This is a genomic window from Halomonas ramblicola (genome assembly GCF_030409215.1).
Taxonomy (GTDB): domain Bacteria; phylum Pseudomonadota; class Gammaproteobacteria; order Pseudomonadales; family Halomonadaceae; genus Halomonas; species Halomonas ramblicola.
Genome location: NZ_JAUFPL010000017.1, coordinates 135,562 through 160,934, shown reverse-complemented (window position 1 = coordinate 160,934; position 25,373 = coordinate 135,562). Strand labels below are relative to the sequence as shown.

The 25,373-nt window shown below is 69.7% G+C and carries 23 protein-coding genes; 17 read left to right on the top strand and 6 right to left on the bottom strand.

From position 1 onward, the window contains the following. Both tamB and msrA read left to right on the top strand, forming a co-directional pair. On the top strand, window positions 1-3,453 hold a 3,453-nt coding region (gene tamB, locus QWY80_RS05110; protein ID WP_353960438.1), incomplete at its 5' end, for an autotransporter assembly complex protein TamB. 16 nt (window positions 3,454-3,469) lie between these two features. Next, a complete protein-coding gene (gene msrA, locus QWY80_RS05105; protein ID WP_290229625.1) occupies window positions 3,470-4,084 on the top strand; it encodes a peptide-methionine (S)-S-oxide reductase MsrA in 615 nt (204 codons plus the stop codon). Here the strand turns inward: msrA and QWY80_RS05100 are convergent. The 3 genes from QWY80_RS05100 to can all read right to left on the bottom strand — a co-directional run bounded on the left by QWY80_RS05100 (window position 4,065) and on the right by can (window position 5,968). Continuing rightward, a complete protein-coding gene (locus QWY80_RS05100) occupies window positions 4,065-5,099 on the bottom strand; it encodes a hydrolase (RefSeq protein WP_290229624.1) in 1,035 nt (344 codons plus the stop codon). The genes msrA and QWY80_RS05100 overlap by 20 nt on opposite strands. 7 nt (window positions 5,100-5,106) lie before the next feature. Further along, window positions 5,107-5,217, bottom strand: coding sequence for a hypothetical protein (locus QWY80_RS05095; protein WP_435389273.1), 111 nt, complete (start codon window positions 5,215-5,217; stop codon window positions 5,107-5,109). 100 nt (window positions 5,218-5,317) lie between these two features. Beyond that, window positions 5,318-5,968 (bottom strand): carbonate dehydratase, encoded by a 651-nt coding sequence (gene can / locus QWY80_RS05090; protein ID WP_290229623.1) that lies wholly within the window; start codon window positions 5,966-5,968, stop codon window positions 5,318-5,320. Between the two features lie 168 nt (window positions 5,969-6,136). Between can and gorA the strand changes: the two genes are divergently transcribed. From gorA to QWY80_RS05030, 12 genes are all read left to right on the top strand, one after another. Further along, window positions 6,137-7,516, top strand: coding sequence for a glutathione-disulfide reductase (gene gorA / locus QWY80_RS05085; protein ID WP_290229622.1), 1,380 nt, complete (start codon window positions 6,137-6,139; stop codon window positions 7,514-7,516). Between the two features lie 281 nt (window positions 7,517-7,797). Next, on the top strand, window positions 7,798-8,376 hold the full coding sequence (gene ectA, locus QWY80_RS05080) for a diaminobutyrate acetyltransferase (protein WP_290229621.1): 579 nt from the start codon (window positions 7,798-7,800) through the stop codon (window positions 8,374-8,376). A gap of 88 nt (window positions 8,377-8,464) precedes the next feature. Further along, on the top strand, window positions 8,465-9,730 hold the full coding sequence (ectB, locus tag QWY80_RS05075) for a diaminobutyrate--2-oxoglutarate transaminase (protein ID WP_290229620.1): 1,266 nt from the start codon (window positions 8,465-8,467) through the stop codon (window positions 9,728-9,730). Between the two features lie 107 nt (window positions 9,731-9,837). Further along, the gene (locus QWY80_RS05070; protein ID WP_290229619.1) at window positions 9,838-10,254 is read left to right on the top strand and encodes an ectoine synthase; all 417 of its coding nucleotides are present in this window, start codon (window positions 9,838-9,840) and stop codon (window positions 10,252-10,254) included. 252 nt (window positions 10,255-10,506) lie between these two features. Then, complete coding sequence (locus tag QWY80_RS05065; protein WP_290229618.1) at window positions 10,507-11,343, top strand: ATP-dependent zinc protease family protein; 837 nt, start codon at window positions 10,507-10,509, stop codon at window positions 11,341-11,343. A gap of 38 nt (window positions 11,344-11,381) precedes the next feature. After that, window positions 11,382-12,887 carry a UUP1 family membrane protein gene (locus tag QWY80_RS05060; RefSeq protein ID WP_290229617.1) on the top strand — a complete coding sequence of 502 codons (1,506 nt, stop codon included), beginning with the start codon at window positions 11,382-11,384 and terminating at the stop codon, window positions 12,885-12,887. 4 nt (window positions 12,888-12,891) lie between these two features. Then, window positions 12,892-13,878, top strand: coding sequence for an alpha-L-glutamate ligase-like protein (locus tag QWY80_RS05055; RefSeq protein WP_290229616.1), 987 nt, complete (start codon window positions 12,892-12,894; stop codon window positions 13,876-13,878). 70 nt (window positions 13,879-13,948) lie between these two features. Beyond that, on the top strand, window positions 13,949-14,422 hold the full coding sequence (locus tag QWY80_RS05050; RefSeq protein ID WP_290229615.1) for a transcriptional repressor: 474 nt from the start codon (window positions 13,949-13,951) through the stop codon (window positions 14,420-14,422). After that, a complete protein-coding gene (hisI, locus tag QWY80_RS05045) occupies window positions 14,419-14,859 on the top strand; it encodes a phosphoribosyl-AMP cyclohydrolase (RefSeq protein ID WP_290229614.1) in 441 nt (146 codons plus the stop codon). The genes QWY80_RS05050 and hisI overlap by 4 nt, the downstream gene beginning before the upstream one ends. A gap of 1 nt (window position 14,860) precedes the next feature. Further along, complete coding sequence (yidD, locus tag QWY80_RS05040) at window positions 14,861-15,193, top strand: membrane protein insertion efficiency factor YidD (RefSeq protein ID WP_290229613.1); 333 nt, start codon at window positions 14,861-14,863, stop codon at window positions 15,191-15,193. A gap of 107 nt (window positions 15,194-15,300) precedes the next feature. Beyond that, window positions 15,301-15,885 carry a DJ-1/PfpI family protein gene (locus tag QWY80_RS05035; RefSeq protein WP_290229612.1) on the top strand — a complete coding sequence of 195 codons (585 nt, stop codon included), beginning with the start codon at window positions 15,301-15,303 and terminating at the stop codon, window positions 15,883-15,885. Window positions 15,886-15,977: 92 nt separating this feature from the next. Next, window positions 15,978-16,373 (top strand): ribbon-helix-helix domain-containing protein, encoded by a 396-nt coding sequence (locus QWY80_RS05030; protein ID WP_290229611.1) that lies wholly within the window; start codon window positions 15,978-15,980, stop codon window positions 16,371-16,373. Here the strand turns inward: QWY80_RS05030 and QWY80_RS05025 are convergent. Both QWY80_RS05025 and QWY80_RS05020 read right to left on the bottom strand, forming a co-directional pair. Then, window positions 16,337-16,768 carry a SufE family protein gene (locus QWY80_RS05025; RefSeq protein ID WP_290229610.1) on the bottom strand — a complete coding sequence of 144 codons (432 nt, stop codon included), beginning with the start codon at window positions 16,766-16,768 and terminating at the stop codon, window positions 16,337-16,339. The genes QWY80_RS05030 and QWY80_RS05025 overlap by 37 nt on opposite strands. A 28-nt stretch (window positions 16,769-16,796) precedes the next feature. After that, window positions 16,797-17,993, bottom strand: a complete 1,197-nt coding sequence (locus tag QWY80_RS05020; protein WP_290229609.1) for a tyrosine-type recombinase/integrase — start codon at window positions 17,991-17,993, stop codon at window positions 16,797-16,799. Between the two features lie 242 nt (window positions 17,994-18,235). Here QWY80_RS05020 and QWY80_RS05015 point away from each other — a divergent pair, with 242 nt between their 5' ends. Further along, the gene (locus tag QWY80_RS05015) at window positions 18,236-19,282 is read left to right on the top strand and encodes a DNA-binding protein (RefSeq protein ID WP_290229608.1); all 1,047 of its coding nucleotides are present in this window, start codon (window positions 18,236-18,238) and stop codon (window positions 19,280-19,282) included. 18 nt (window positions 19,283-19,300) lie between these two features. Here QWY80_RS05015 and nfuA read toward each other — a convergent pair whose 3' ends face one another. Next, on the bottom strand, window positions 19,301-19,891 hold the full coding sequence (nfuA, locus tag QWY80_RS05010; RefSeq protein WP_290229607.1) for a Fe-S biogenesis protein NfuA: 591 nt from the start codon (window positions 19,889-19,891) through the stop codon (window positions 19,301-19,303). A 280-nt stretch (window positions 19,892-20,171) separates the two neighbouring features. Here nfuA and metH point away from each other — a divergent pair, with 280 nt between their 5' ends. Both metH and QWY80_RS05000 read left to right on the top strand, forming a co-directional pair. Continuing rightward, window positions 20,172-23,885 carry a methionine synthase gene (gene metH / locus QWY80_RS05005; RefSeq protein WP_290229606.1) on the top strand — a complete coding sequence of 1,238 codons (3,714 nt, stop codon included), beginning with the start codon at window positions 20,172-20,174 and terminating at the stop codon, window positions 23,883-23,885. Between the two features lie 50 nt (window positions 23,886-23,935). Then, a complete protein-coding gene (locus QWY80_RS05000) occupies window positions 23,936-25,264 on the top strand; it encodes an MATE family efflux transporter (RefSeq protein ID WP_290229605.1) in 1,329 nt (442 codons plus the stop codon). The last annotated feature ends 109 nt before the right edge of the window (window positions 25,265-25,373 follow it).

Here is a 25,373-nt window from a genome sequence, read left to right as displayed (position 1 = left end):
CTGCGGTTACCGCTGTCGCCGGGGACCCGACTCGCCCTGGGCGAGTCGGACGTCGAGGGGCCACGGCTCGCCGCGGAGGCGATCGATGCGGCCATCGCCGCGCGCTCGCCACTACCCGAGGAGGTCGCCGCCGAGGCCCGGGGCCTGGCCGCCGTACCGCTCGCCGAGCGCCCCCGCCGGGAGCTGCCCGAGATCGCCCTGCCGCTGCGCGTCGAGGTGCCGGAGCTGCTGGTCGAGGACAGCGCCGTGGAGGGCGCCTTCGACTACGGCGTCGAACGCCTGGCGCTGGCCCTGTTCGCCGCCGGGCATCGGGTCGAGGTGCGCCCCCTGGAGGTGTCGAATCGCGATGCCGACGCGCGTCTCGAGGCCGAGGTGGCACTGCGCGACGACTATCCCCTGCGGATGCGCCTGGAGATGGCGCTGTGGCTGCCCGATCGCTTCCCCGAACTGGCCGGTCAGCGTCTCGACCTGGCCCTCGACGGCAGTCTGGCCGACCTGGTGGTGCGCCTGGATCTGGAGGGCCCGGTCACGGCGGGCCTCGATGCCCGCCTGGACGCCCTCGAGCCCGACCTGCCGTTCAGCGCCTCCCTGGCCAGCGACCTGGTGCAGTGGCCGCTGCCGGGCAGCCCGCCGACGCAAGGCGACGAGGGCGAAGAGGTCGCTGCAGGGCCCTGGCTGGTGGAGGACCTGGCGCTGCGCCTGGAGGGCAGCCTGGCGGACTATCGGGTCGCCGCCTCGTTGATGGCGGAGGGGCCCGAGCTGCCCTATGGTCGCGTGGCGCTGACTGGCGGCGGCGACCTGCGGCATTTCGCCTGGAACCCACTGGCGGTGACCCTCGGCGATGCTTCCGTCGTCACTCGGGGGCGCGTGGACTGGGCGGAGGCCCTGGAGGTCGAGGCCGCGGCACGCCTCGACCGGTTCGATCCCGGCCGTTTCGTGGAGGGCATCCGGGGACGACTGGAAGGCGATCTCGAGGCGCACTTCACCCAGGAGACGGGGGGTTGGTCGCTGGCGGTCCCCCGGCTGGCCATCGACGGCGAACTGCAGGACCTGCCGCTGTCGTTGCGGGCCCGCCTGACCGGCGACAGCGACATGCGCTGGAACATCGACGCACTGGATTTCCGCCAGGGCGAGAACCGCCTCGAGCTGGCGGGGACGGTCAGCGAGCCGACCATCGACCTGGAAGGGCGCCTCGACATGCCGGCCCTGGAGAGCCTGCACGAGGCCCTGGACGGCAACCTCTCGGGGCGCTTCGCGGCCGACGGCAGCCTGCAGGCGCCGCGCCTCGATCTGAGCCTCGCCGGGGATCGCCTGGCGTTCGCCGACAATCGCCTGGCCCGGCTGCGCCTGGCCGGCGAGGTCAGCGGCCTGGAGGACCCGAACCTCGACGCGCGCCTCGACCTGGAGGGACTGGTCGGCGGCGGCCAGCGCCTGGACAGCGTCGCCCTGGTGCTGGACGGGCGCCTCTCCGACCATCGCCTGACCCTCGAGGCGCAGGCCCCCGAGGCCATGCCGCTGAGCCGTGCCGCCCTGGCCCTGGAGGGTGGCCTGGATGCCGCCCGCGAGACCTATCGCGGGCGGTTGACGCCGCTGGAGGTCGACACCGAGTACGGCGACCTGCGCCTGGCCGAGGCGCTGGACTTCAGCGCCAACCTGCCCGCCGCCCGTCTGCGCCTGGCGCCGTTCTGCCTGCGCCGCCAGCAGGGGGGAACCCTGTGCCTGGAGGACGAGCTCCAGGCTTCCGCCGAGAGCGGCGAGGCCCGGCTGACCGTGCGCGACCTGCCCATGTCGCTGCTCGAGCCCTGGGTCCCCGAGGCGTGGTCGCTGGCCGGCGACACCCAGCTGGCGTTGCTCGCCTCCTGGCGACAGGGTGGCGCCGACTGGCGAGCCGAGCTGGACTTGGAGAGCCAGCTGGAACTGGCCGGGCAGGACGCCTATGGCCAGCCCTGGTCGTTGCCCGCGTCGCGCTTGACCGCCGAGGTCGTCGCCGACCCGGGCGCCGCCGATGTGGCGCTGCGCCTCGCCCTGGCCGAGGCCGGCGACCTGGCCCTGGCACTGCGCATCGACGATCCCGCCGGGGCCGGCCGCCTGGACGGCAACCTCACCCTCGACGGCTTCCGGCTCGATCGCTACCGCACCCTGGTTACCGGCATGGAGACCCTGGAAGGGCGGTTGGACGGCGACGTCGACATCGGCGGCGACATGGCGGTGCCGGCCCTCGATGGCCGGCTGACGCTGGGGGGGCTGCGGGTACGCGGGGCCGAGGTTCCCGTCGAGGTCCGCGACGGCGAGGTGAGCGTGAGCCTCGACGGCGACCGGGGCATCATCGATGGCTTCATCGCGGCCGAGGAGGGACGCCTGGACATTACCGGCGATGCCGCCTGGCCGAGCACCGACGACTGGCGCATCGCGGTGGACCTCGAGGGTCGCGAGCGGCCGTTGCTGGTGGTGATGCCCGAGTTCGGCCGGCTGCGGGTGGCGCCGGAGCTGGCGATCCGCATCAGTCCCGAGCGGCTGCGGGTGCGGGGCGACGTCCAGGTGCCCTGGGCCCGGCTCGAGATCGGCGAGCTCCCGCCCTCGGCGGTCGCTCCGAGTCCCGACGAGGTCATCATCACCCGCCGCGACGAGGAGCGTGCCCGCCGCGAGGCACAGCGCGCCGATGCCCGGGAAGAGGGCGCCGGCGAGGACACCGCCCAGGCGCTGGCCGAGGCGGGCATGGCCTTGGACGTGAGGATCGACCTGCGCCTGGGACCCGACATGCAGCTCACCGCCTATGGCCTGGAGTCCGGCCTGTCGGGCGGCCTGGAAGTGCGCCAGGGCGGCGGCCCGGTGCAGCTGTTCGGTGACGTCAGCCTGGTGGACGGACGCTTCCGCGCCTACGGCCAGGACCTGCTGATCCGCGAGGGGCAGCTGTTGTTCAGCGGTCCACCGGACCAGCCGCTGCTGAACTTCGAGGCGATACGCAACCCCGCCGCCACCCAGGATGAGGTGATCGCCGGCCTCCGGGTCACCGGCAGCGCCGCCGAACCCCGGCTGCGGGTCTTCTCCGAACCCGCCATGGAGGAGGCCCTGGCGCTCTCCTACCTGCTGCGCGGCCGCGCCCCCAATGACAGCGACGCCGACGGCGCCCTGACTTCGGCACTGATCGGCCTGACCCTGGGCCGCACCGGCGGGGCGGTGGGGGCCATCGGCGAGGCCTTCGGCGTCTCCGACCTGGCCCTGGAGACCGCCGGCAGCGGCGAGGACAGCCAGGTGGTGGTGAGCGGCCAGCTCACCGAGGACCTGGAGGTGAGCTACGGCGTCGGCGTGTTTTCGCCCATCGCCGAGCTGACCCTGCGCTACAACCTGTGGCGCAGCCTCTACCTGGAGGCGGTCTCAGGCGCCGCCCAGGCGGTGGACCTGGTCTACACCTTCAGCCGTTCCGGTAACCCGCGTATCATCGAGGATCGATAACCGCAGGAGGCCTGCCATGCGCCTGGATCCGTCACGCGCCCTGCCGGGGCGCGATACCCCCCTGACCATCAGCGGCGTGCACGCGGTCAACGGCCGCGCGATGCTGCCGCCCTTCCCGGAAGGCCTGGACGAGATCGTGCTGGGCCTGGGCTGCTTCTGGGGCGCCGAGCGCCTGTTCTGGCAGTTGCCCGGAGTACATGTCACCGCGGTGGGCTACGCCGGCGGCGTCACGCCCAACCCCACCTACGAGGAGTGCTGCACCGGCTTGACCGGCCATGCGGAGGTGGTGCGGGTCGTCTACGATCCGCAGGCGATCGACCCGGAGCGGCTGTTGCAGGCCTTCTGGGAGGCCCACGATCCCACCCAGGGTGACCGCCAGGGCAACGACATCGGCCCCCAGTACCGCTCGATCATCCTCGCCACCGACGACGACCAGCTGGCGATGGCGCGGCGTACCCGCGAGGCCTACCAGCAGGCCCTGTCGCGGGCCGGCGGCGGCACCATCACCACCGAGGTCGCGCCCCTGGAGGCCTTCTACTACGCCGAGGAGTATCACCAGCAGTACCTGCACAAGAACCCCGGCGGCTACTGCGGCCTGCGCGGCACCGGCGTCAGCTGCCCGATCGGCTGACGCGCCGCCGGTCCCGCCAGGCAGCCTCGCCGGCGGGGTGCAACCAGTCCTGCAGCTGGCGGGCGACGCGGCGCGACAGCCAGGAACCCAGCCGACCCCGGCGGCCCTCGACGAAGCCCACGTGCCCACCGTGGCGGGTGACCTCCACCCGCACCGCATCACTCGGCGCCGGCACGCGCTCGAAGAGATCGGGCGGCATGAAGGGATCGTCGGCGGCATGCAGGAGCAGGGTGGGCAACTCCAGGTCGCCAAGCCGCGGCCCCGCGGAGGCGCGTCGGTAGTAGTCGTCGGCCCCGTCGAAGCCGTGCAGCGGTGCGGTGACCGCCTCGTCGTAGTCGCGCAGGCTGGCGACCCGCGCCAGGTCCGCTCGGTCCAGGGCCAGGGGCAAGGTGGCCAGACGCGGCGCCACCCTGGCCTTCAGCGAGGCCAGCAGCTGCCGCTCGTAGAGTCGCGCGAAGCCGTGATGGATGCTGTCGGCGCTGGCCGCCAGGTCGAGGGGGGCGGCGATGGCGATGGCGCCGGCCAGGTCGAGCCCGTCGCCGCCCTGTTCGGCCACCAGCTTGAGCAGCATGTTGGCGCCCAGCGAGACGCCGGCGGCGACCTTGAGTGCCCGCGGATAGCGGTGGGCGAGTTGGCCGATCAGCCAGTAGGCGTCGGCGGTATCGCCGCTGTGGTAGGCCCGCGGCAGGCGGTTGGGCTGGCGTCCGCAGCCGCGGAAGTGCATCAGCACCGCCCGCCAGCCGAGACCGGCGGCCATGGCCAGCAGGGCCCGGGCATAGGGGGAATCGACGGACCCCTCGAGGCCGTGGAAGAGCACGAAGATGGGCGCATCGGCCGCGGCGGGGGCCGGCTTCGCCCAGGCCAGCTCGACGAAGTCACCGTCGGGCAGCTCGAGGATCTCGCGATGACAGGACAGTCGCCGCCTGGGCAGCAGGCGCGGCAGCAGCGTCTGGACATGGCGGTTGGCCAGGCCCGGCGGTGGCTGGAAATCGGCGAGATGCAACTGGCCACTCATGGGACGATCACGTCTCTTCCGGCGTCAGGTTGACGGGGCCGTCGGGGCCGATCAGGACATCGTCCTCGATGCGGAGCATCGGGATCATATACAACCCCGGCTCCATGGTGACCACCATACCGGCCTCCAGTTCCCGGGGCAGGCGTAGGGCAGGGCGCCCTCGCGTTGGGCAGCATCTGGCAATTGATCAGGGTGGTGCCCACCTCCTCCTCGAGCCGTCAGCCACCCGGCGGTGCCAATCCCTCGATGCGATAGAGGTCGGCCACCTCATCGAGTCCGGCGATGGTGCACTCGAGGTCCTTGACGCGACCGTCCGCCAGGCCGTAGACCCAGCCGTGGACCCACACCCGCTGGCCGCGCTGCCAGGCGTGCTGGAGGATCTTGGTGTGGCTGAGGTGGCGGACCTGGGCCTTGACGTTGATCTCGCACATCCGGTCGACCTGGTCCTCGAGCGGGAGGTCGGCGAGCTCCTGCCGGTGGCGATGGTAGAGTTCGCGCACCGAATGCAGCCAGATGTCGACCATGCCGTTGTCGCCGCCGGCCACGGCGGCACGCACCCCGCCGCAGCCGTAGTGGCCGACCACCATGATGTGGCGCACCTGGAGCACGTCCACGGCGTACTGCAGTACCGAGAGGGCGTTGAGGTCGTTGTGGTGGACCAGGTTGGCGACGTTGCGGTGCACGAACACCTCGCCGGGTGGCAACGCGATGATCTGGTTGGCGGGAACCCGGCTGTCGGAGCAGCCGATCCACAGGTAGTCGGGATTCTGCTGCCGCGAGAGCCGTTCGAAGAAGTCGGGGTCCTCACGGCAGATCCGTTCGGCCCAGGCGCGGTTGTTCTCGAGCAGGGATTCGATTTCCGTCTTCATCTGGCGGTCCCGTAGGTGGCTGGTGATGGGAGGCGGCCCTGGGGCCGGCCCTCCTTTTACCGCCGCGCCCTCCGGGGGTCAACCTGGCCTCCCGGCGCGGGGATGTGCCTGGTATCATCGCCGCACCGTCCCACGGGCCCCAGCGGCCCCCGACCAGGAGCGAACATCGTGTCCGACCAAGATCGCACCCCGCGTGACTGGGATCTCTTCGTCATCGGCGCCGGCTCGGGTGGCGTGCGCGCCGCCCGCACCGCGGCGGCCGCCGGCGCCCGGGTCGCCGTGGCCGAGGACCGCTACCTCGGTGGTACCTGCGTCAACGTGGGCTGCGTGCCCAAGAAGCTCTACTCCTATGCTGCCCACTTCCACGACGCCTTCGAGGACGCCGAGGGCTTCGGCTGGCAGCTGCCCGAGCCCCCGCGCTTCGACTGGCCGACCCTGCGCGACAACAAGGTGGGGGAGATCAAGCGCCTCAACGACATCTACGCCCGCCTGCTGGACGGCGCCGACGTGCGCCTGATCAACGGCCGGGCACGGGTGCTGGACCCGCACCACGTGGAGGTGGCCGGCGAGGTGCACAGCGTCGAGAAGATCCTGGTGGCCGTGGGCGGCTGGCCCTGGATACCGGACTTCCCCGGCAGCGAACTGGCGGTGACCTCCAACGAGGTCTTCGATCTGGAACGCTTCCCGGAGCGCTTCCTGGTGCTGGGCGGCGGCTACATCGCCGTGGAGTTCGCCAGCATCTTCAACGGCCTGGGCAGCGATACCCACCTGGTCTACCGCGGCGAGCTGTTCCTGCGCGGCTTCGACCGGGAGGTGCGCGAGTTTGCCCGCGACCAGATGCGCGAGAAGGGCGTGGACCTGCGCTTCGACACCAACATCGAGTGCATCGAGCGGGTCGCGGGCGGGCTCGCCGTGACCCTGACCAGCGGCGAGACCCTGGAGGTGGACGCCGTGCTCGCCGCCACCGGGCGGCGCCCCCACCTGGCCGGCCTGGGGCTCGACGAACTGGATGTCCAGCTCACCGACGGCGGCCACCCGAAGGTCGACGAGCGCTTCGCGACCTCGGTGCCCTCGATCCTCGCCATCGGTGACGTCACCGGCGGACCCGAGCTGACCCCGGTGGCCCTGGCCGAGGCGATGCACCTGGTGCGCTGCCATTTCGGGGAGACGCCGCCGAAGGCGCCGCTGGCGTACGACAAGATCGCCACCACCGTCTTCTGCCACCCCAACATCGGCACCGTAGGGCTCACCGAGGAGCAGGCACGCGAGCGATACGGCGATATCCGCGTCTATACCGCCGATTTCCGGCCCCTCAAGCACACCCTCTCGGGGAGCCGCGAGCGCTGCCTGATGAAGCTCATCGTCGACGATGCCAGCGACGTGGTGGTGGGGGCCCACATGGTGGGCGAGGAGGCCGGCGAGGTGATCCAGGGTATCGCCGTGGCCGTCAAGGCCGGTCTCACCAAGGCCGATTTCGACGCCACCGTGGGCATCCATCCCACCGGGGCCGAGGAGTTCGTCACCATGCGCACGCCGACGCGGCGCTGAGTCTCGACGCCGTCGCAAGCGGGCCGCCTCCGGGCGGCCCGCTTGCGTCGTGGGCATGAACGGCCGCCGACCGTCCCGCGCTGGGCTAGACTGAACAGGGCAGGGTGGGCCCGGCGGTGGCGCTGGCGATCGGACGACGACAGGCGCCAGAAGATCCCACTGGCCGTGTTCGGTATTGCATAATTTTCTGTTATGGATAATGGCCCGCAAAATAATGGCAACTTTGAAATGCCGGTCGTCGCTGGTATAATCCCGTTCGACATCGCCGAAGCGAAACGCCCATGATGACAACAACCGAGCCCTTCACTCCCTCCGCCGACCTGGCCCGGCCCACCGTGGCCGACGACGTGGTCGGCCCGGACGCCACCCCGCTGTTCATCCGCAAGCCGAATCCCGATGACGGCTGGGGCGTCTACGAACTGGTCAAGTCCTGTCCGCCCCTGGACGTCAACTCCGCCTACGCCTACCTGCTGCTGGCCACCCAGTTCCGCGATACCTGTGCGGTGGCCACCAACGAGGAGGGCGAGATCGTCGGCTTCGTCTCGGGCTATGTGAAGAGCCACGCCCCCGACACCTACTTCCTGTGGCAGGTCGCGGTGGGCGAGAAGGCCCGCGGCACCGGCCTGGCGCGCCGCCTGGTCGAGGCCGTGATGTCCCGTCCCGAGCTCGTCGAGGTCCACCACCTCGAGACCACCATCACCCCCGACAACCAGGCCTCCTGGGGGCTGTTCCGCCGCCTGGCGGACCGCTGGCAGGCACCCCTCAACAGCCGCGAATACTTCTCCACCGACCAGCTCGGCGGCGAGCACGACCCCGAGAACCTGGTCAGGATCGGTCCCTTCCAGACCGACCGCATCTGAGCCCCATTCCTGCCGCACAGATCGCCCCGGCGATCTGCGCGGCCCGATGACTCCATTCATCTTCTTCATACCGACAGGAGGTCGCACGATGCAGACCCAGACCCTCGAACGCATGGAGTCCGACGTCCGGACCTATTCCCGCTCCTTTCCGGTGGTCTTCACCAAGGCGCAGAACGCTCGCCTGACCGACGAGGAAGGCCGCGAGTACATCGACTTCCTGGCCGGCGCCGGCACCCTCAACTACGGCCACAACAACCCGCACATCAAGCAGGCGCTGGTCGACTACCTGGCCTCCGACGGCATCGTCCACGGCCTGGACTTCTGGACCGCGGCCAAGCGTGATTACCTCGAGACCCTGGAGGAGCTGATCCTCAAGCCGCGGGGCCTGGAGTACAAGGTCCACTTCCCGGGGCCGACCGGTACCAACGCCGTCGAGGCGGCGATCCGCCTGGCCCGGGTGGCCACGGGCCGTCATAACATCGTGACCTTCACCAACGGCTTCCACGGCGTGACCATGGGGGCGCTGGCCACCACCGGCAATCGCAAGTTCCGCGAGGCCACCGGCGGCATCCCGACCCAGGGCGCGTCCTTCCTGCCCTTCGACGGCTACATGGGCGAGGGCATCGATACCCTGGACTACTTCGAGAAGCTGCTCGGCGACAAGTCCGGTGGCCTCGACGTGCCGGCCGCGGTCATCGTCGAGACGGTGCAGGGCGAGGGCGGCATCAACGTCTCCGGCCTGGAGTGGCTCAAGCGCCTGGAGGGCATCTGCCGGGACAACGACATCCTGCTGATCGTCGATGACATCCAGGCCGGTTGCGGCCGTACCGGCAAGTTCTTCAGCTTCGAGCATGCCGGCGTCACTCCGGACATCGTCACCAACTCCAAGTCGCTGTCCGGCTTCGGGCTGCCCTTTGCCCACGTGCTGATGCGCCCCGAGCTCGACAAGTGGAAGCCCGGCCAGTACAACGGCACCTTCCGCGGCTTCAACCTGGCCTTCACCACCGCCGCGGCCACCCTGCGCAAGTACTGGAGCGATGACAGTTTCGAGCGCGATGTCCAGCGCAAGGGACGCGTGGTCGCCGATCGCTTCCAGAAGCTCGCCACCTGGCTCACCGAGCAGGGCATCGAGGCATCCGAGCGGGGTCGCGGCCTGATGCGCGGCATCGACGTGGGCTCCGGCGACATCGCCGACAGGATCACCGCCAAGGCCTTCGAGAACGGCCTGGTCATCGAGACCAGCGGTCAGGATGGTGAGGTGGTCAAGTGCCTGTGCCCGCTGACCATCACCGATGAGGACCTCCTCGAGGGGCTCGACATCCTGGAGGCCAGCGCCAAGCAGGCCCTCAGCTGATATGCTGATGGGACACCGGGTCGGTTGCGCCGGTCCGGCGGCCCGCTCATCGGTCGGCCACGGCGGGGCCGTGGCCGACCCGCCATAGACACTACTGGAGAGCCTCCATGATCGTTCGCAACCTCGAAGTCGCCCGCGAGACCGACCGTCTGGTCAAGGCCGAGAACGGCAACTGGGACAGCACCCGGTTGTCGCTGGCCGATGACGGCGGCAACTGCTCCTTCCATATCACACGGATCTATGAGGGCACCGAGACCCATATCCACTACAAGCATCACTTCGAGGCGGTCTACTGCATCGAGGGCGATGGCGAGGTGGAGACCCTGGCCGACGGCAAGATCTGGCCGATCAAGCCGGGCGACATCTACATCCTCGACCAGCACGACGAGCACCTGCTGCGGGCGTTCAAGACCATGCACCTGGCCTGCGTGTTCACCCCGGGGCTGACCGGCAAGGAGATCCATCGCGAGGATGGCTCCTATGCGCCGGCCCACGAGGAAGCCGACGACGAGAAGCCGATCTGATCGGCGGTCCGTCGACGGCGATCTCCCGACACCCCCGGTTCCCGTGAGCCGGGGGTGTCGTCATGGGCAAAGCGGACCCGGACGATGGCGATGCCCAGAGTGGAGGGCATGGCGATGTTTCGCATAATGTATATTATGTTAAATGAAGCATGGGGCAAGGCCCGCTACGCCTCAGCGGCTGGCGTGCGCGTTGGACAAGCCTGCGGGCGAATCCTTATCATCTCGGCACCGCTCAAAGGAATGTTCCACCCCATGTCCCGATCTCTGCTGCCCGCCGGTGCCCTGTCTGCCGCCCTGCTGCTCGCGGGCTGCGTCACGCCCGTCGAGCCACCGCCGCCCACCCTCGGTCCCGACGAGTTCTCCCGGCGCATGGATGCCCTGGAGACATCGCTGTCGGCGAGCTGCGAGGCCCGGACACGCCGCCAGGCCGACCAGTTGCGCCGTCAGGACGCCCTGATCGCCGACGTGCGCGAGGTCGGCAGCCTGCTGCGCCACCTGCGCGCCGACGTCGAGCGCCTCCAGGGCGACGAGGCCGACCCCGTCGTCGTGACCCGAGAATGTGCCGCCGACGAGCTGGGCCTGGCCAACAAGGCGGTGCTGGGCAGCAGCGAATGGGTCGGCCTGCCCGACGTGGGTACCTACCTCAAGGCACGCATCGATTCCGGGGCCAACACCTCGTCGCTGTCGGCCCGGGAGATCACCCGCTTCGAGCGCGACGGCGAGGACTGGGTGCGCTTCAAACTGGGCCTCACCGACGACGACGTGGTGATCGATACGGTGCGCGACGAGTGGATCGAGGCGCCCATCGAGCGGCGCGTGCGTATCGTCCAGGCCAACGGCGAGCAATCGCGGCCGGTGGTGACCCTGATGATGACCCTGGGGCCACTGCGCGAGCCGGTGGAATTCACCCTCAGCGATCGCACCCACCTCGACTATCCGGCCTTGCTGGGCAGGCGCTTCCTGATGGATATTGCCGTGATCGACGTGGCGGAAAGCTACCTGCACGAGCGTCCCGAATATCCCGGCGGGCGGCCGGCGGACGAAGCCGAGCTCGACGAGAACGACGACGAACTCGACGACGAGCGCTGACGCCACCACCCGGCCGACCACTCCCGCAAGGAAGACCCATGTCACGACTGCCCTTCTATCTGCTCGTCGGCCTGCTGCTGCTGGTCGGCGTGGCCATGAGCCTGCACCGCCATTACCAGCTCGAGGTGCCCTGGACGCCGGGCGAACAGCGCCAGGTGTGGGAGGTGGAGGCCCTGGTCAACTTCACGGCCGAGGGCGACCCGGTCAAGGTTAACATGGCCCTGCCCTCCACCCAGGAAGGCTTCCGGCTGCTCACCGAGCATACCGCCTCGCCGGGCTATGGCCTCTCCTTCCAGGAGGAGAACGGCGGCCGGCGCGCCCAGTGGTCGACCCGCGAGGCCACCGGCAGCCAGCAGCTCTTCTACACCGCCCAACTGCTGGTCGCCCCCGACAGCCGCCCGCCGCGCATCGAGGCGCCGCCACTGCGCCGCGACATCGTCTGGGAGCGGCCCTATGACACTGCCGCCGCCCAGGTGATCGAGCGCGCCTGGTCGCGCAGCGCCGACGCCTTCACCTTCGCCCGGGAACTGATCCACGACTTCGGCGACGAGCGCCAGGGCGAGAACGCCCGCCTGCTGCTGACCCAGTTCGAGCGCAGCCCCCTGCTGGTGCGCCTGCTCAACCAGGCCGGGGTTCCGGCCCGCGAGGTCAGCGGCCTGGTACTGGAGGACGGCCGGCGTCGCCAGTCGCTGACCAGTTGGATCCAGGTCTTCGATGAGCAGCACTGGGCACTGTTCGATCCCACCACCGGCGAACAGGGGCGTCCGGACAACCTCCTGCTGTGGGAGTCCTCCGGCCAGGCCGTGCTCGAGGTCCAGGGCGGTACCAATTCGCAGGTCACCTTCTCCATGCTGAGCCGCAACCAGCCGGCTGCCGCCGCCGTGCGCAACCAGCTCAACGAGGATACGCTGCTCAACTTCTCGATCCACAGCCTGCCGCTGGAGGATCAGGCGTTGTTCCAGACCATCCTGCTGATCCCGATCGGGGCGCTGGTGGTGGTCGTGCTGCGCATCCTGGTGGGGATCAAGACCTCGGGCACCTTCATGCCGGTGCTGATCGCCCTGGCCTTCATTCAGACCACCCTGCTCACCGGCCTGGTCGGCTTCCTGCTGGTGGTGGCGGTGGGCCTGGTGATCCGCAACTACCTCTCCTACCTCAACCTGCTACTGGTGGCGCGAGTCACGGCGGTGATCATCACGGTGATCGGCATCATCTCGGTGTTCTCGGTACTCTCCTACCGCTTCGGCCTCAACGCCGGCCTGACCATCACCTTCTTCCCGATGATCATCCTCTCCTGGACCATCGAGCGGATGTCGATCCTGTGGGAGGAGGAAGGCCCCAAGGAGGTGCTGATCCAGGGCGGCGGCAGCCTGGTCACGGCGGTGCTGGCCTACCTGGCCATGAACAACCCTCTGGTGCGCCACGTCACCTTCAACTTCCTGGGCATCCAGTTGATCCTGATGGCGCTGATTCTGCTGATCGGCAACTATACCGGCTACCGGCTGCTGGAGCTGCGCCGCTTCAAGCCGGTCACCGAGGACTGAGGCCATGTGGACCACGCCAGGCAAGCTGCTCGCCAAGGGCATCATCGGCATGAACCGGCGCAATATCCGCTATATCGGCCGCTACAACAGCCGGCGGCTCTACCCGCTGGTGGACGACAAGCTCAAGACCAAGCTGCTCGCCGAGCAGTACGGCATCACCACCCCGGCACTGATCGGCACCGTGAGCACCCAGTTCGGCGTCAAGCACATCGGCGAGATGCTCGCCGGGCACACCGGCTTCGCCATCAAGCCCGCCAAGGGCAGCGGCGGCAAGGGCATCCTGGTGGTCGACCACGTCGAGGACGGCGGCTTCGTCAAGCCCAGCGGTGCACGACTCAGCCTCACCGACATCGAGCGCCACGCCTCCAACATCCTCTCGGGACTCTACTCCCTGGGCGGTGCCCCCGACGTGGCCCTGATCGAGGCGCTGATCAACTTCGACGAGCGGCTCTCGGAGTATACCTACGAGGGGGTGCCGGATATCCGCGTCATCGTCTTCCGCGGCTACCCGGTGATGGCGATGATGCGTCTCTCCACCGCGGCCTCGGACGGCAAGGCCAACCTCCACCAGGGCGCCGTGGGCGTCGGCCTGGACATCGCCAGCGGTACCGCCGTGCGCGGCGTGCAGTTCGACCGCACCCGCCATGATCACCCGGATACCGGCCACGAGCTGGCCAGCCTGCAGATCCCCGACTGGCCGACCCTGCTGGGGCTGGCCGCCGGCTGCTACGAGATGACTGGCCTCGGTTACCTGGGTACCGACATGGTGCTGGATCGCGACCGTGGGCCCATGCTGCTGGAGCTCAATGCGCGCCCGGGCCTGGCGATCCAGATGGCCAACGGCGAGGGGCTACGGCGGCGCCTCGACCTGGTGGAGAAGCAGCCCGAGGGGGTGTCGCCAGCGGAGCGGGTGGCCTTCGCTCGCCGGCATTTCGCGCGCCACAGCGAGCTGGAGAGCACCGAGGAGGTCGCGGCGGCCACGGCCGGCTGAGCCCCGCCCCGCTGGCTCGCCTTAGCCGGGGCGCGTAGAATGGAGGCGAATTCGCCAGCTCGTGGTCCCCATGCCCGATTCCCGCAATCTGTTGCACCAGGCGGAGCGGCAGTGCCAGCTGCGCGGCGTGCGCTTCACGCCCATCCGGCGCCGCGTGCTCGAGATGATCGCCGAGGCGCCCGGCGGCCTCAAGGCCTATGACCTGCTCGACCGCCTGGCCGCCGAGCATGCCGCCGCGCGGCCACCCACCATCTATCGTGCCCTGGAGTTCCTGATCGAACAGGGCCTGGTGCATCGCATCGAGTCGCTCAACGCCTACGTGGCCTGCCCCTGCCCCGAGCACGCCCATGGCTTCCAACTGCTGATCTGCCGCCTGTGCGGCCGCGTCGAGGAACTGCACCTCGACGACGTCGACGCCCAGCTTGCCGGTCGCGCCCGCGACCTCGGCTTCCGCGTCGAGCGCCAGACCATCGAGCTGCTCGGTCGCTGCGAGAGCTGCCACGCCGAACGCCTCGACGCCCCAGTTCCGGAAACGTCCCCATGACCGACACCTTCAAGGCCCTGGAGCGGGCCGCCCGCGACAGCCGCCACCCCCTCGACGAGGTCCTCGCCGCCGTGCGCTTTAACGACGACGGCCTGATCCCCGCCATCGCCCAGCAGCACGACAGCGGGGAGGTGCTGATGATGGCCTGGATGAACCGCGAGGCGCTGGAGGAGACCCTGCGTACCGGTCGGGTCTGCTACTGGTCCCGCTCCCGGGGCAAGCTGTGGCGCAAGGGCGAGAGCTCCGGCCAGCAGCAGCACCTGCGGGCCGCCGCCCTGGACTGTGACGGCGACACCCTGCTGCTGCGGGTCGACCAGACCGGACCGGCCTGCCATACCGGCCGCCGCAGCTGCTTCTACGTGGCCCTGGAGGCCGAGGCCGCGCGCATCAGCAGCGCTCCGCTGATCGATCCGGACGCCCTCTACGGCGGGTCCTGACATGGCCGCCCTCGCCCGCCGCCTGCGCCGCGTCCTGGGGGGCGCCCTCGGCCTGCTGCTGCTGGGCCTGGTGCGGACCTATCAGTTCACGCTGAGCCCGCTGCTCGGGCCGCGCTGCCGCTACTGGCCCAGCTGCTCCCACTACACCCGGGAGGCGATCCAGGTGCACGGGCCCGCCAAGGGCGGCTGGCTGGGGCTCAAGCGTATCCTGCGCTGCCGCCCCGGCGGCGGCAGCGGCCTCGACCCAGTGCCGGGCGGCCCCAGCGAGCGGCTGTGTCGCGAGGATCCCGAGCTCGACGAGCGCTTCCGCCCGCGTCCGGACGACGCCCCCTGATATGCCCCTCGACCGGCATGTGGTAGCGGGCTGTTACCCTGGCGCGGCGACTCCGTGCCAGACTGATAGCGGACACCCCAGCACAATCCGGCAAGAGGAGAGACGTCATGTCCGGCAAGCGACTCCTGATGCTCTGCGGCGACTTCGTCGAGGACTACGAGGCCATGGTGCCGTTCCAGGCCCTCCAGGCGGTGGGCCATCGCGTGGAGGCGGTCTGTCCCGACAAGGGCGCCGGCGACGCCATCGCCACGGCCATCCACGACTTCGAGGGCGACCAGACCTATACCGAGAAGCCGGGGCACCGCTTCGCCCTGAACGCCAGCTTCGCCGACGTCGATCCGACCGCCTACGACGGCCTGGTGGTGCCCGGCGGTCGGGCCCCGGAGTATCTACGGCTGGATCCGCGGGTCATCGAGATCGTGCGTCACTTCTTCGAAGCCGGCAAGCCGGTGGCCGCCATCTGCCACGGCGCCCAGCTGCTGGCCGCGGCGCGGGTGCTTGAGGGGCGCAGCTGTTCGGCCTACCCCGCCTGCCGCCCCGAGGTGGAGCTGGCCGGCGGCCGCTATGCCGACATCGCCGTGGACCAGGCGGTCACCGACGGCAACCTGGTGACCGCCCCCGCCTGGCCGGCCCATCCGGCCTGGATCGCCCAGTACCTGGAGGTGCTGGGCACGCGCATCGACCACGCCTGAGGTCCGACTTGCCGATCCCCCTGCCAGGCGGCATGCTGTCGCCTGGCACCTCGCGCGGTGCGCCTGACCATGCCGCAAAGGAAACCGGGACCATGTGCAAGCTATTCACCGGCGCCGACCCCGAGCTCTGGGCGCCCCAGACCCGCTCCATGCGCCTCGACGGCGCCTGCACCAGCGTGCGACTGGAGGGTTTCTACTGGGCGGTGCTGGAGGAGATTGGCCGGCGCGACGGGCTGACGCTCGCCCAGCTGGTCGGTCGCCTGTCGCGGGAGTGTCACGAGGCGGGGCACGATCGCGACAACTTCGCCTCCTTCCTGCGGGTCTGTTGCGGACGCTATCTCACCCTGCAGCTGGCGGGCGAGATCCCCGTGAATCGCGACGCCCCCATCGCCGACCTGGATGCCGAGGCCATCCTGGCCCGGGAACGGCATCACGGCCCCCGGCGAGCGGATCAGGCCGTGGCCGACTCCTGCTCCGCCACCGCGTAGATGCGCTGGAGCATGGCGTGCAGCCCGTTGCTGCGCGTGGGTGACAGGTGCTTGTCGAGCCCCAGGTCCTTGAGGAAGTGCGGGTCGGTGTCGCGGATCTCGTCCGCGGGGCGGTCACTGTAGATACGCATCAGCACGGCGATCAGCCCGGAGACGATGGCCGCATCGGAGATGGCGTCGAAGTGGATGCTTTCGCCGTCGTGGCGGTGGTGCATCCAGACGTTGGACTGGCAGCCCTGGATCTTGCGCTCCTCGGTCTTCCATTCGTCGGGGAACGCCGGCAGCGCCTTGCCCATGTCGATGATGTACTGGTAGCGATCCATCCAGTTGTCGAACATCTCGAACTCGTCCAGCAGCGCCTGCTGGGCCTGCTCGGCGGTGGCTTCTGTGATCATGGGAACTCCTCTAGCTCGATAACACCCATTATACCGGCTCGACGGGGGTGTCGTCCGCCCCCATCGCCAGTCGATGCCGCGACTGCTGGCGGTGCCAGGCCTCGGCCTCGGCGTGCAGGTAGCGGGCCGTGGTGTCCAGCCGCGTATGGCGAGCGCTGGCGGCCAGGTAGCGCAGCTCGACGCCGGCCTGGGCCTGGTGGGTCAGCGCGGTGTGGCGCAGCCAGTGGGGCGTGGCCCGGCGCAACCGCCTGGCGGCGAGCCGCGCGCCCTCCCCCTGGCTCGCCTCCAGGTCATCCGCCGCGGCCCGGAAGACGTCGCGGATCAAGCGGTAGAGGCGGTTGTCGCCCAGGCCGCGCCTGCCGTCCAGGGCACGCAGCAGCGGCGAGGCGTCATCGGGCAGCGGTTCGGCGGCCAACCCCAGGGCGAGGCGCCACTCCCTGAGCAGCGCCACCATGTCCGACGGCACCGGGATCTCCGCCGCCTTGTCGCCCTTCCCCACCACCCGCCACCACCAGCGCCCTTCGCGGCGGTGGAAGTCACCCATGCGCGCCGCGCTCATCTCGGCGAGGCGCGGGGCCAGCAGGTAGGCGAAACCGAACACGAAGCGCCGCCGCGCCCATTGGTAATGCGTTCGGCGCGAGGCGCCCTCCTCCGGCGGTCGATCGAGCCAGCCCCATAGCCAGTCCCACAGGGGTTTCTCCAGGTAGCGCTCGATGCGTCCCTGGCGGTTGTCGAGGCGGCGGCGCTTGTCGCGCATCAGCCGGAAGGGGTTGTGGACCACCCAGCCCGCCTCGGCGAGCCAGGCGAACATGCCCTGCAGGATCACCAGGCTCTGCCGGCGGCTGGAGGCCGACAGCGGGCCGCGAAACGGCCGCCAGTCCGGCGCGCCGCGCGGTCGCGTCGGCCCCACCCAACGCTCCCGTGGCCGCGGGTCGGCGAGGAAGGCCTCGAAGGCATCCAGATGGTCGCGGCGTAGCTCGCCGAGCGCCAGGCCCTGGGGCTCGAGCCACAGCAGCAGGCGCTCGGCCTCGCGGCGATAGGCGCGCCGGGTCTGTGCGCTGGCCCGATACTCGTCGAGCCATTGCCCCACCGCCTCGGCATCGCTGGCCGCGGCGATGTGAACCCCTGTCCCGCGGCCCGCCGCATCCGGCGGCAGCCCCCGGCCCTCGGGCACGGTGGCCCGTAGCATCTGACCGAGGGGGGCATGCCTGGCGTCGCTGTCCATCTCTCCTCCTCTCTTGCTTCTCGGCGCTAGGCGCCCAGTATCCCCGCCATCCGCCAGAAAAGCAAGATAAGCCGCGTAATCTTGATTTTTTATCCCTTCGAGTAATGTATATTACATAATACGTAAAACGTAAAAAGCTTCCCTTCCGGCCCGCTTCGGGCTATCCTGCGCCGACCAGGTCACCGGGAGCGCTCGAGAAGCGTCGCCGGCGGCCTCCCCCGAACCCAGGCAAGGAGAGGCGGATGGCACGCAGCGGCGTGACCTACGAGGACGTGCAGAGGGCGATCGACGATCTGCTGGCGCGGGACGAGTCGCCCAGCGTGCAGAAGGTGCGTGAGGTGCTGGGCACCGGCAGCTTCACTACCATCAGCGACCACCTGCGCGAATGGCGGCAGCGCCGCGAGGAGAACCGTGACGTACCGCCGCCGCGTGGCATGCCGGCGGCGCTGCAGGAACTCGCCGAAGCGCTGTGGCAGAAGGCCCAGGAAGGCGCCAATGAGGCGCTGGCCCACTACCGCGAGGAGGCGGATCGTCGCGTCGCGGAGGCTGGCGAGGCCCGGGCCGAGTCACGACGCCAGGCCGAGGACGCCGAGCAGCGCGAATCGGCCCTGGCCGCCCATCTGGCCGCTACCGAGCAGCGCCTCGAGGCGCGCAGCGCCGAGCTGGCCCGCCGCGAGGCGGAGCTCGAGGCCCACGCCGAGCAGGCGCGACGGCTGACCACCCGCCTCGACGAGCTCGAGGCACTGCAGGCGCGACAGCGCGAGGAGTCGGAGCGCCTGGCCCGGGAGCACCAGCAGGCCCTGGAGGCCCAGGAAGCGCAGCACCGCGAGCGCCTGACCCGCGAGGAGCAGCGCCACGAGAGCGCCGAGGCCCGGCTGATGGGGCTGCTGGACGAGGCCCGCCAGGAGCGCCAGGCCGCCGACAAGGCGGCGGCCAACCGCGAGGCGCAGCTGGAGAAGCGCCTGGCGCGCCTGGAGGAGCAGCTGCAGGAGGCGCGCGGCCGGCTCGCCGAGGAGGAGAAGCGCCATCGCGAGACCGACTGGGCGCGGCGCCAGGCCGAGTCGCTGGCCGATACCCGCCAGCATGAGCAGGCGCTGCTGCAGGCGCGGATCGACGAGCAGAAGCGCCTGCTGGAGGAGCAGGCCCGCCGCCTGCGCGAGCTCGAGGGGCAGCTCAACCGCCGGCTATGGCAGACCCCACCCCACCGCGGGGAGGAGGCAGGCTCCGGAGCCCCGGCCCCCGAAAACGACGAAGGCCCCGCCATGGCGGAGCCTTCGAGGGACCGATAGGGGCTCGGGAAATCCGGGCTAGCGGTAGTAGGCGTTGGTGGTGTCGGTATGGTCGGTGACGTCGCGGATGCCGGCCAGCTCGGGGATGCGCTCGACCAGGGTGCGCTCCACGCCCTCCTTGAGGGTCAGGTCCACCGCGGCACAGCCCTGGCAGCCGCCGCCGAAGGCCAGTACCGCCACCTTCTCCTCGGTGAGCTCGACCAGCTTGATCTCGCCACCGTGGGCGGCGAGGCCGGGGTTGATCTCGCTGTAGAGGATGTAGTTGACGCGATCCTCCAGCGGGCTGTCGGCATTGACCTTGGGCATCTTGGCGTTGGGCGCCTTGATGGTCAGCTGGCCACCCATGCGGTCGGCGTTGAAGTCGACCACCGCCTCCTCGAGGAAGGGCTCGCTGTGCTTGTCGATGTAGGCCTTGAGCTTGGGCAGCTCCAGCAACTGGTCGCTGGGCTCCTCCTCGCCGGGCCGGCAATAGGCCAGGCAGGTCTCGGCATAGGGCGTACCGGGCTGGGTGATGAAGATGCGCACGGCAATGCCCTCGACGTTCTGCTTCTCGAGCAGCTCGGCAAGATAGTCCTGGGCGCTGTCGGTGATCTGGATCGGTTCGCTCATGAGGGGTCTCGCTGGTTCGGGGCGCGGCGCGCCGCGTGCCGGTAATGTGATACCTCAATGGTAAGCCAGACGCCACGGCGAGACAATCCCGACCGATTTGCTGGGTCTTTGTGGTTCCGAGGAGGAGTACCGCCATCGGCGATGGCCTGCCGCCTGCCCCTGTGCCGGCGCTTTTGTTACCATGTACGGCCACGCTGGCCGCCCCGCACGAGAAGACGCCTCCAGGCGCCCCGGCGGCCGTGATCCCCGGACGTGACTTCGCTGGAGACAGACCCGACCCATGGCCGCCGTTCCCACCGCCCAGACCGCCACCCTGATCGCACGCCTCGACGAGCGCATCCTGATGCTCGACGGGGGCATGGGCACCATGCTCCAGAACGCCGACCTCTCCGAGGAGGAGTTCCGCGGCGAACGCTTCGCCGACTGGCACTCCGACCTCAAGGGCAACAACGACCTGCTGGCGCTGACCTGCCCCGACCTGGTGACCCGCATCCACCGCGACTACCTGGAGGCCGGCGCCGACATCGTCGAGACCAACACCTTCAACAGCACCCGCCTGTCCCAGGCCGACTACGGCATGGAGGCCCTGGTGCCCGAGCTCAACCGCGAGTCGGCGCGCCTGGCCCGGGCGGTATGCGACGCCGTGGCCGCCGAGACCGGGGTGCCGCGCTACGTGGCCGGGGTACTCGGCCCCACCTCGCGCACCGCCTCGTTGTCGCCGGACGTCAACGACCCGGCCAAGCGCAACGTCACCTTCGACGCGCTGCGCGACAACTACTACGAGGCCGCCGGGGCGCTGATCGAGGGCGGCAGCGACCTGATCCTGATCGAGACCATCTTCGACACCCTCAACGCCAAGGCCGCCATCTACGCCCTGGAGGAACTCTTCGAGGCCCGCGGTGAACGGCTGCCGGTGATGATCTCCGGCACCATCACCGACGCCTCCGGCCGCACCCTCTCCGGCCAGACCACCGAGGCGTTCTGGAACTCGGTGCGCCACGCCCGACCACTCTCCATCGGGCTCAACTGCGCCCTGGGGGCCGAGGAGTTGCGCCCCTACGTCGAGGAACTCGCGACCAAGGCCGACACCTTCGTCTCGGCCCACCCCAACGCCGGCCTGCCCAACGAGTTCGGCGAGTACGACCAGACGCCGGAGGAGATGGCCGCCATCGTCGCCGAGTTCGCCGAGAGCGGCCTGGTCAACATCATCGGCGGCTGCTGTGGCTCGACGCCCGAGCATATCGCGGCGATCCACCGCGCGATCCAGGACCTGCCCCCGCGCCGGGTGCCCGAGCGCCCCCGCGCCTGCCGGCTGTCGGGCCTGGAGCCCTTCAACATCGAGGCCGACTCGCTGTTCGTCAACGTCGGCGAGCGCACCAACGTCACCGGCTCGGCACGCTTCAAGCGGCTGATCGTCGAGGAGGACTTCACCACCGCCCTGGAGGTGGCCCTGGAGCAGGTCGAGAACGGCGCCCAGCTCATCGACATCAACATGGACGAGGGGATGCTGGAGTCCGAGGAGGCCATGGTGCGCTTCCTCAACCTGATCGCCGGCGAGCCGGACATCGCCCGAGTGCCGATCATGATCGACTCCTCCAAGTGGGAGATCATCGAGGCCGGGCTCAAGTGCGTCCAGGGCAAGGCGGTGGTCAACTCCATCTCGATGAAGGAGGGCGAGGACGCCTTCCGCGAGCAGGCCACCGTCTGCCGGCGGCATGGTGCCGCGGTGGTGGTGATGGCCTTCGACGAGGCCGGCCAGGCCGACACCTTCGCCCGCAAGACCGAAATCTGCGAGCGTGCCTACCGGATCCTCGTCGACGAGCTCGGCTTCCCGCCGGAAGATATCATCTTCGACCCCAACATCTTCGCCATCGCCACCGGCATCGAGGAGCACGACAACTACGCCGTCGACTTCATCGAGGCCACCCGCTGGATCCGCGAGCACCTGCCCCACGCCCTGGTCTCCGGCGGCGTCTCCAACGTGTCGTTCTCCTTCCGCGGCAACAACCCGGTACGCGAGGCGATCCACTCGGTGTTCCTCTACTACGCCATCCGTGCCGGCCTGACCATGGGCATCGTCAACGCCGGCCAGCTGGCGGTCTACGACGACCTGCCCGAGGAGCTGCGCGAGGCCGTCGAGGACGTGGTGCTCAACCGCCGCAGCGACAGCACCGAGCGCCTGGTGGACCTGGCCGAGACGTACAAGGGCGACGGCTCGGGCGGTGCCAGGAAGGAGGACCTGGAATGGCGCAGCTGGGAGGTGGAGAAGCGCATCGAGCACGCCCTGGTCAAGGGCATCACCGCCTACATCGAGGAGGACACCGAGCTGGCCCGGCAGCGGGCCAGCCGGCCCATCGAGGTCATCGAGGGGCCGCTGATGGACGGCATGAATGTGGTCGGCGACCTGTTCGGCGCCGGCAAGATGTTCCTGCCCCAGGTGGTCAAGTCGGCCCGGGTCATGAAGCAGGCGGTGGCCTACCTGATTCCCTACATCGAGGCGGAGAAGAGCGAACTCTCTACAGAAGATCAGCAGGCCAAGGGCAAGATCGTCATGGCCACGGTCAAGGGCGACGTCCACGACATCGGCAAGAACATCGTCGGCGTCGTCCTGCAGTGCAACAACTACGAGGTGATCGACCTGGGCGTGATGGTGCCCGCGGAGAAGATCCTGCAGACGGCGCGCGACGAGAAGGCCGATATCATCGGCCTCTCGGGGCTGATCACCCCGTCGCTTGACGAGATGGTCCACGTGGCCAAGGAGATGCAGCGCCAGGGCTTCGACCTGCCGCTGCTGATCGGCGGCGCCACCACCTCCAAGGCTCACACGGCGGTCAAGGTCGAACCCCAGTACGAGCGTCCGGTGATCTACGTGACCGACGCCTCCCGCGCCGTGGGGGTGGCCGGCAAGCTGCTCTCCCCGGGGCTCAAGGAGGCCTATGTGGCGGAGATCCGCGCCGAGTACGAGAAGGTCCGCGAGCGCAACGCCAAGCGCCGCCCCAAGGCCGCGGACCTCAGTTACGCCCAGGCCCGCGAGCGCAAGTGCAGTCTCGACTGGGCCGGTTACACGCCGCCGCGCCCCGCCGTGACGGGCCTGCAGGTGTTCGATGGCTACGACCTGGAGGAGCTGGTCGAGCGCATCGACTGGACGCCCTTCTTCATGAGCTGGCAGCTGGCCGGCAAGTACCCGAAGATCCTCGACGACGCCAAGGTCGGCGAGGCGGCGCGCAGCCTCTTCGCCGACGCCCAGGCGATGCTGCGCAAGCTGGTCGACGAGCGGCTGGTGCAGGCCCGCGGGGTGATCGGCCTGTGGCCCGCCAACAGCGTCGACGACGACGTCATCGAGGTCTATGCCGACGAGTCGCGCGACGCGGTGATCGAGCGGCTGCACCACATCCGCCAGCAGACCACCAAGAACCGTGAGGGGCTCTGCTACAGCCTGGCCGACTTCATCGCGCCCCGCGAGAGCGGCAAGCCCGACTGGATCGGCGGCTTCGCGGTGACCACCGGCCACGGCGTCGAGGAACTGGCCGCGCGCTACAAGGCCGCCGGCGACGACTACAACGCCATCCTGGTGCAGTCGCTGACCGACCGCCTGGCCGAGGCCTTCGCCGAGCGCCTGCACGAGCGGGTGCGCAAGGAGTTTTGGGGCTATGTGCCCCATGAGGCGCTGGACAACGAATCGCTGATCGCCGAGAAGTACCAGGGCATCCGCCCGGCCCCCGGCTATCCCGCCTGCCCCGACCACACCGAGAAGCCCGCCCTGTTCCGGCTGCTCGAGGCCGAGGCCAACGCCGGCCTCACGCTGACCGAGAACTTCGCCATGTGGCCGGCCGCGGCCGTCGCCGGCTGGTACTTCTCGCATCCCCAGTCGAAGTACTTCGCCACGGGCAAGATCAGCCGCGACCAGGTGGAGGCGCTCGCCGAACGCAAGGGCATGTCGCTGGCGGAGGTGGAGCGCTGGCTCGCGCCGGTGCTCTCCTACGACCCGGCCTGATCCCGGCGGGCCTGCCCGGCCCGCCGCCCCCTTCGCCGCTGCGGACGCCCATGCTGCCAGACGCCTCTCGACGCCAGACCATCCTGCGCCTCGCCCTGCCGATCATCGCCGGGATGCTCTCCCAGAGCCTGATCAACCTGATCGATGCCGCCATGGTGGGCTCGCTCGGCGAGGTGCCGCTGGCCGGCGTCGGCATCGGCGGCTACGCCATGTTCCTGATCACCGCCCTGGTGTTCGGTCTCTCCTCGGGGGTCCAGGCCCAGACCGCCCGGCGCCACGGCGAAGCGGCCTGGGGATGCCGCGCCGTGCCGCTCAATGCCGGCCTGGTGCTCGCTGCCCTCGCCGCCCTGCCGGTCACCGCGCTCTGCCTGTGGCAGGCGCCGGGCCTGATGGGCCTGATCAACCAGGACCCGACGGTCAACGCCGTGGCCGTGGAGTACTTCCGCTGGCGGGTGGTGTCGCTCACCGCCGTGGCGATGATCTTCTGCTTCCGCGGCTACTGGAACGGCATCCAGCAGACCGGTCTCTACCTGCGCATCATCCTGGTGATGCACGTCGTCAACGTGGCGGCCAGCCTGGCGCTGATCTTCGGCTACCTGGGCCTGCCCGCCATGGGCGCCGCCGGGGCCGGCGCCGGCACTACCCTGTCGCTGTTCGTGGGCCTGGCGATCTGGGCCGCGATGAGCCTGCGCCACGCCACCGCCAGCGGCTTCCTCGCCGGCTTGCCGCGACGCTTCACCTTCGTCACCACCCTGCGCCTGGCCACGCCCCACTCCTTCCAGCAGCTGTGGTTCGCCGCCGGCTATGCGGTGCTGTTCTGGATCCTCGGCCGCATCGACACCGCCAGCGTGGCCGTGGGCCATGTGCTGGTGAACCTCTCGCTGCTGCTGATCCTGCCCGGGGTGGGCCTGGGCATGGCGGCCATGAGCCTGGTGGGCGAGGCACTGGGGCGCGAGGCCCACCGCGACGCTCATCGCTGGGGCTGGGAGGTGGTCCGCGTGGCCTGGCTGTGCCTGGCCGCCCTCGCCCTGCCCATGGCGCTGCTGCCGGACGCCGTGCTGGCCCTGTTCCTCCACGACCCGGCGCTGATCGAGCTGGGCCGGTTGCCGCTGCGGCTGACCGCGCTCATGATCGTGCTGGACGCGGCCGCCCTGGTGCTCGCCCAGGCCCTGCTCGGTGCCGGTGCCAACCGCACCGTGATGACCGCGACCCTCGGCCTGCAGTGGCTGGTGTTCCTGCCGCTGGCCTGGGGCATCGGGGTCTGGCTGGGCTACGGGCTGGTCGGCATCTGGTGGGTGCAGCTCGCCTACCGCTGCCTCAACTCCGCCTGGTTCGCGGCCATCTGGCAGCGCCGGCGCTGGCAGCGGCTGGAGGTCTAGGGCCTCGATCGTTAATTACTTTTCGCATAAAAACTATAAATATTTATTCTTTCCAAGCATAAACCGAGACGCGTATGGTGCTCATCACGGGCACTGCCACTTTCACTGC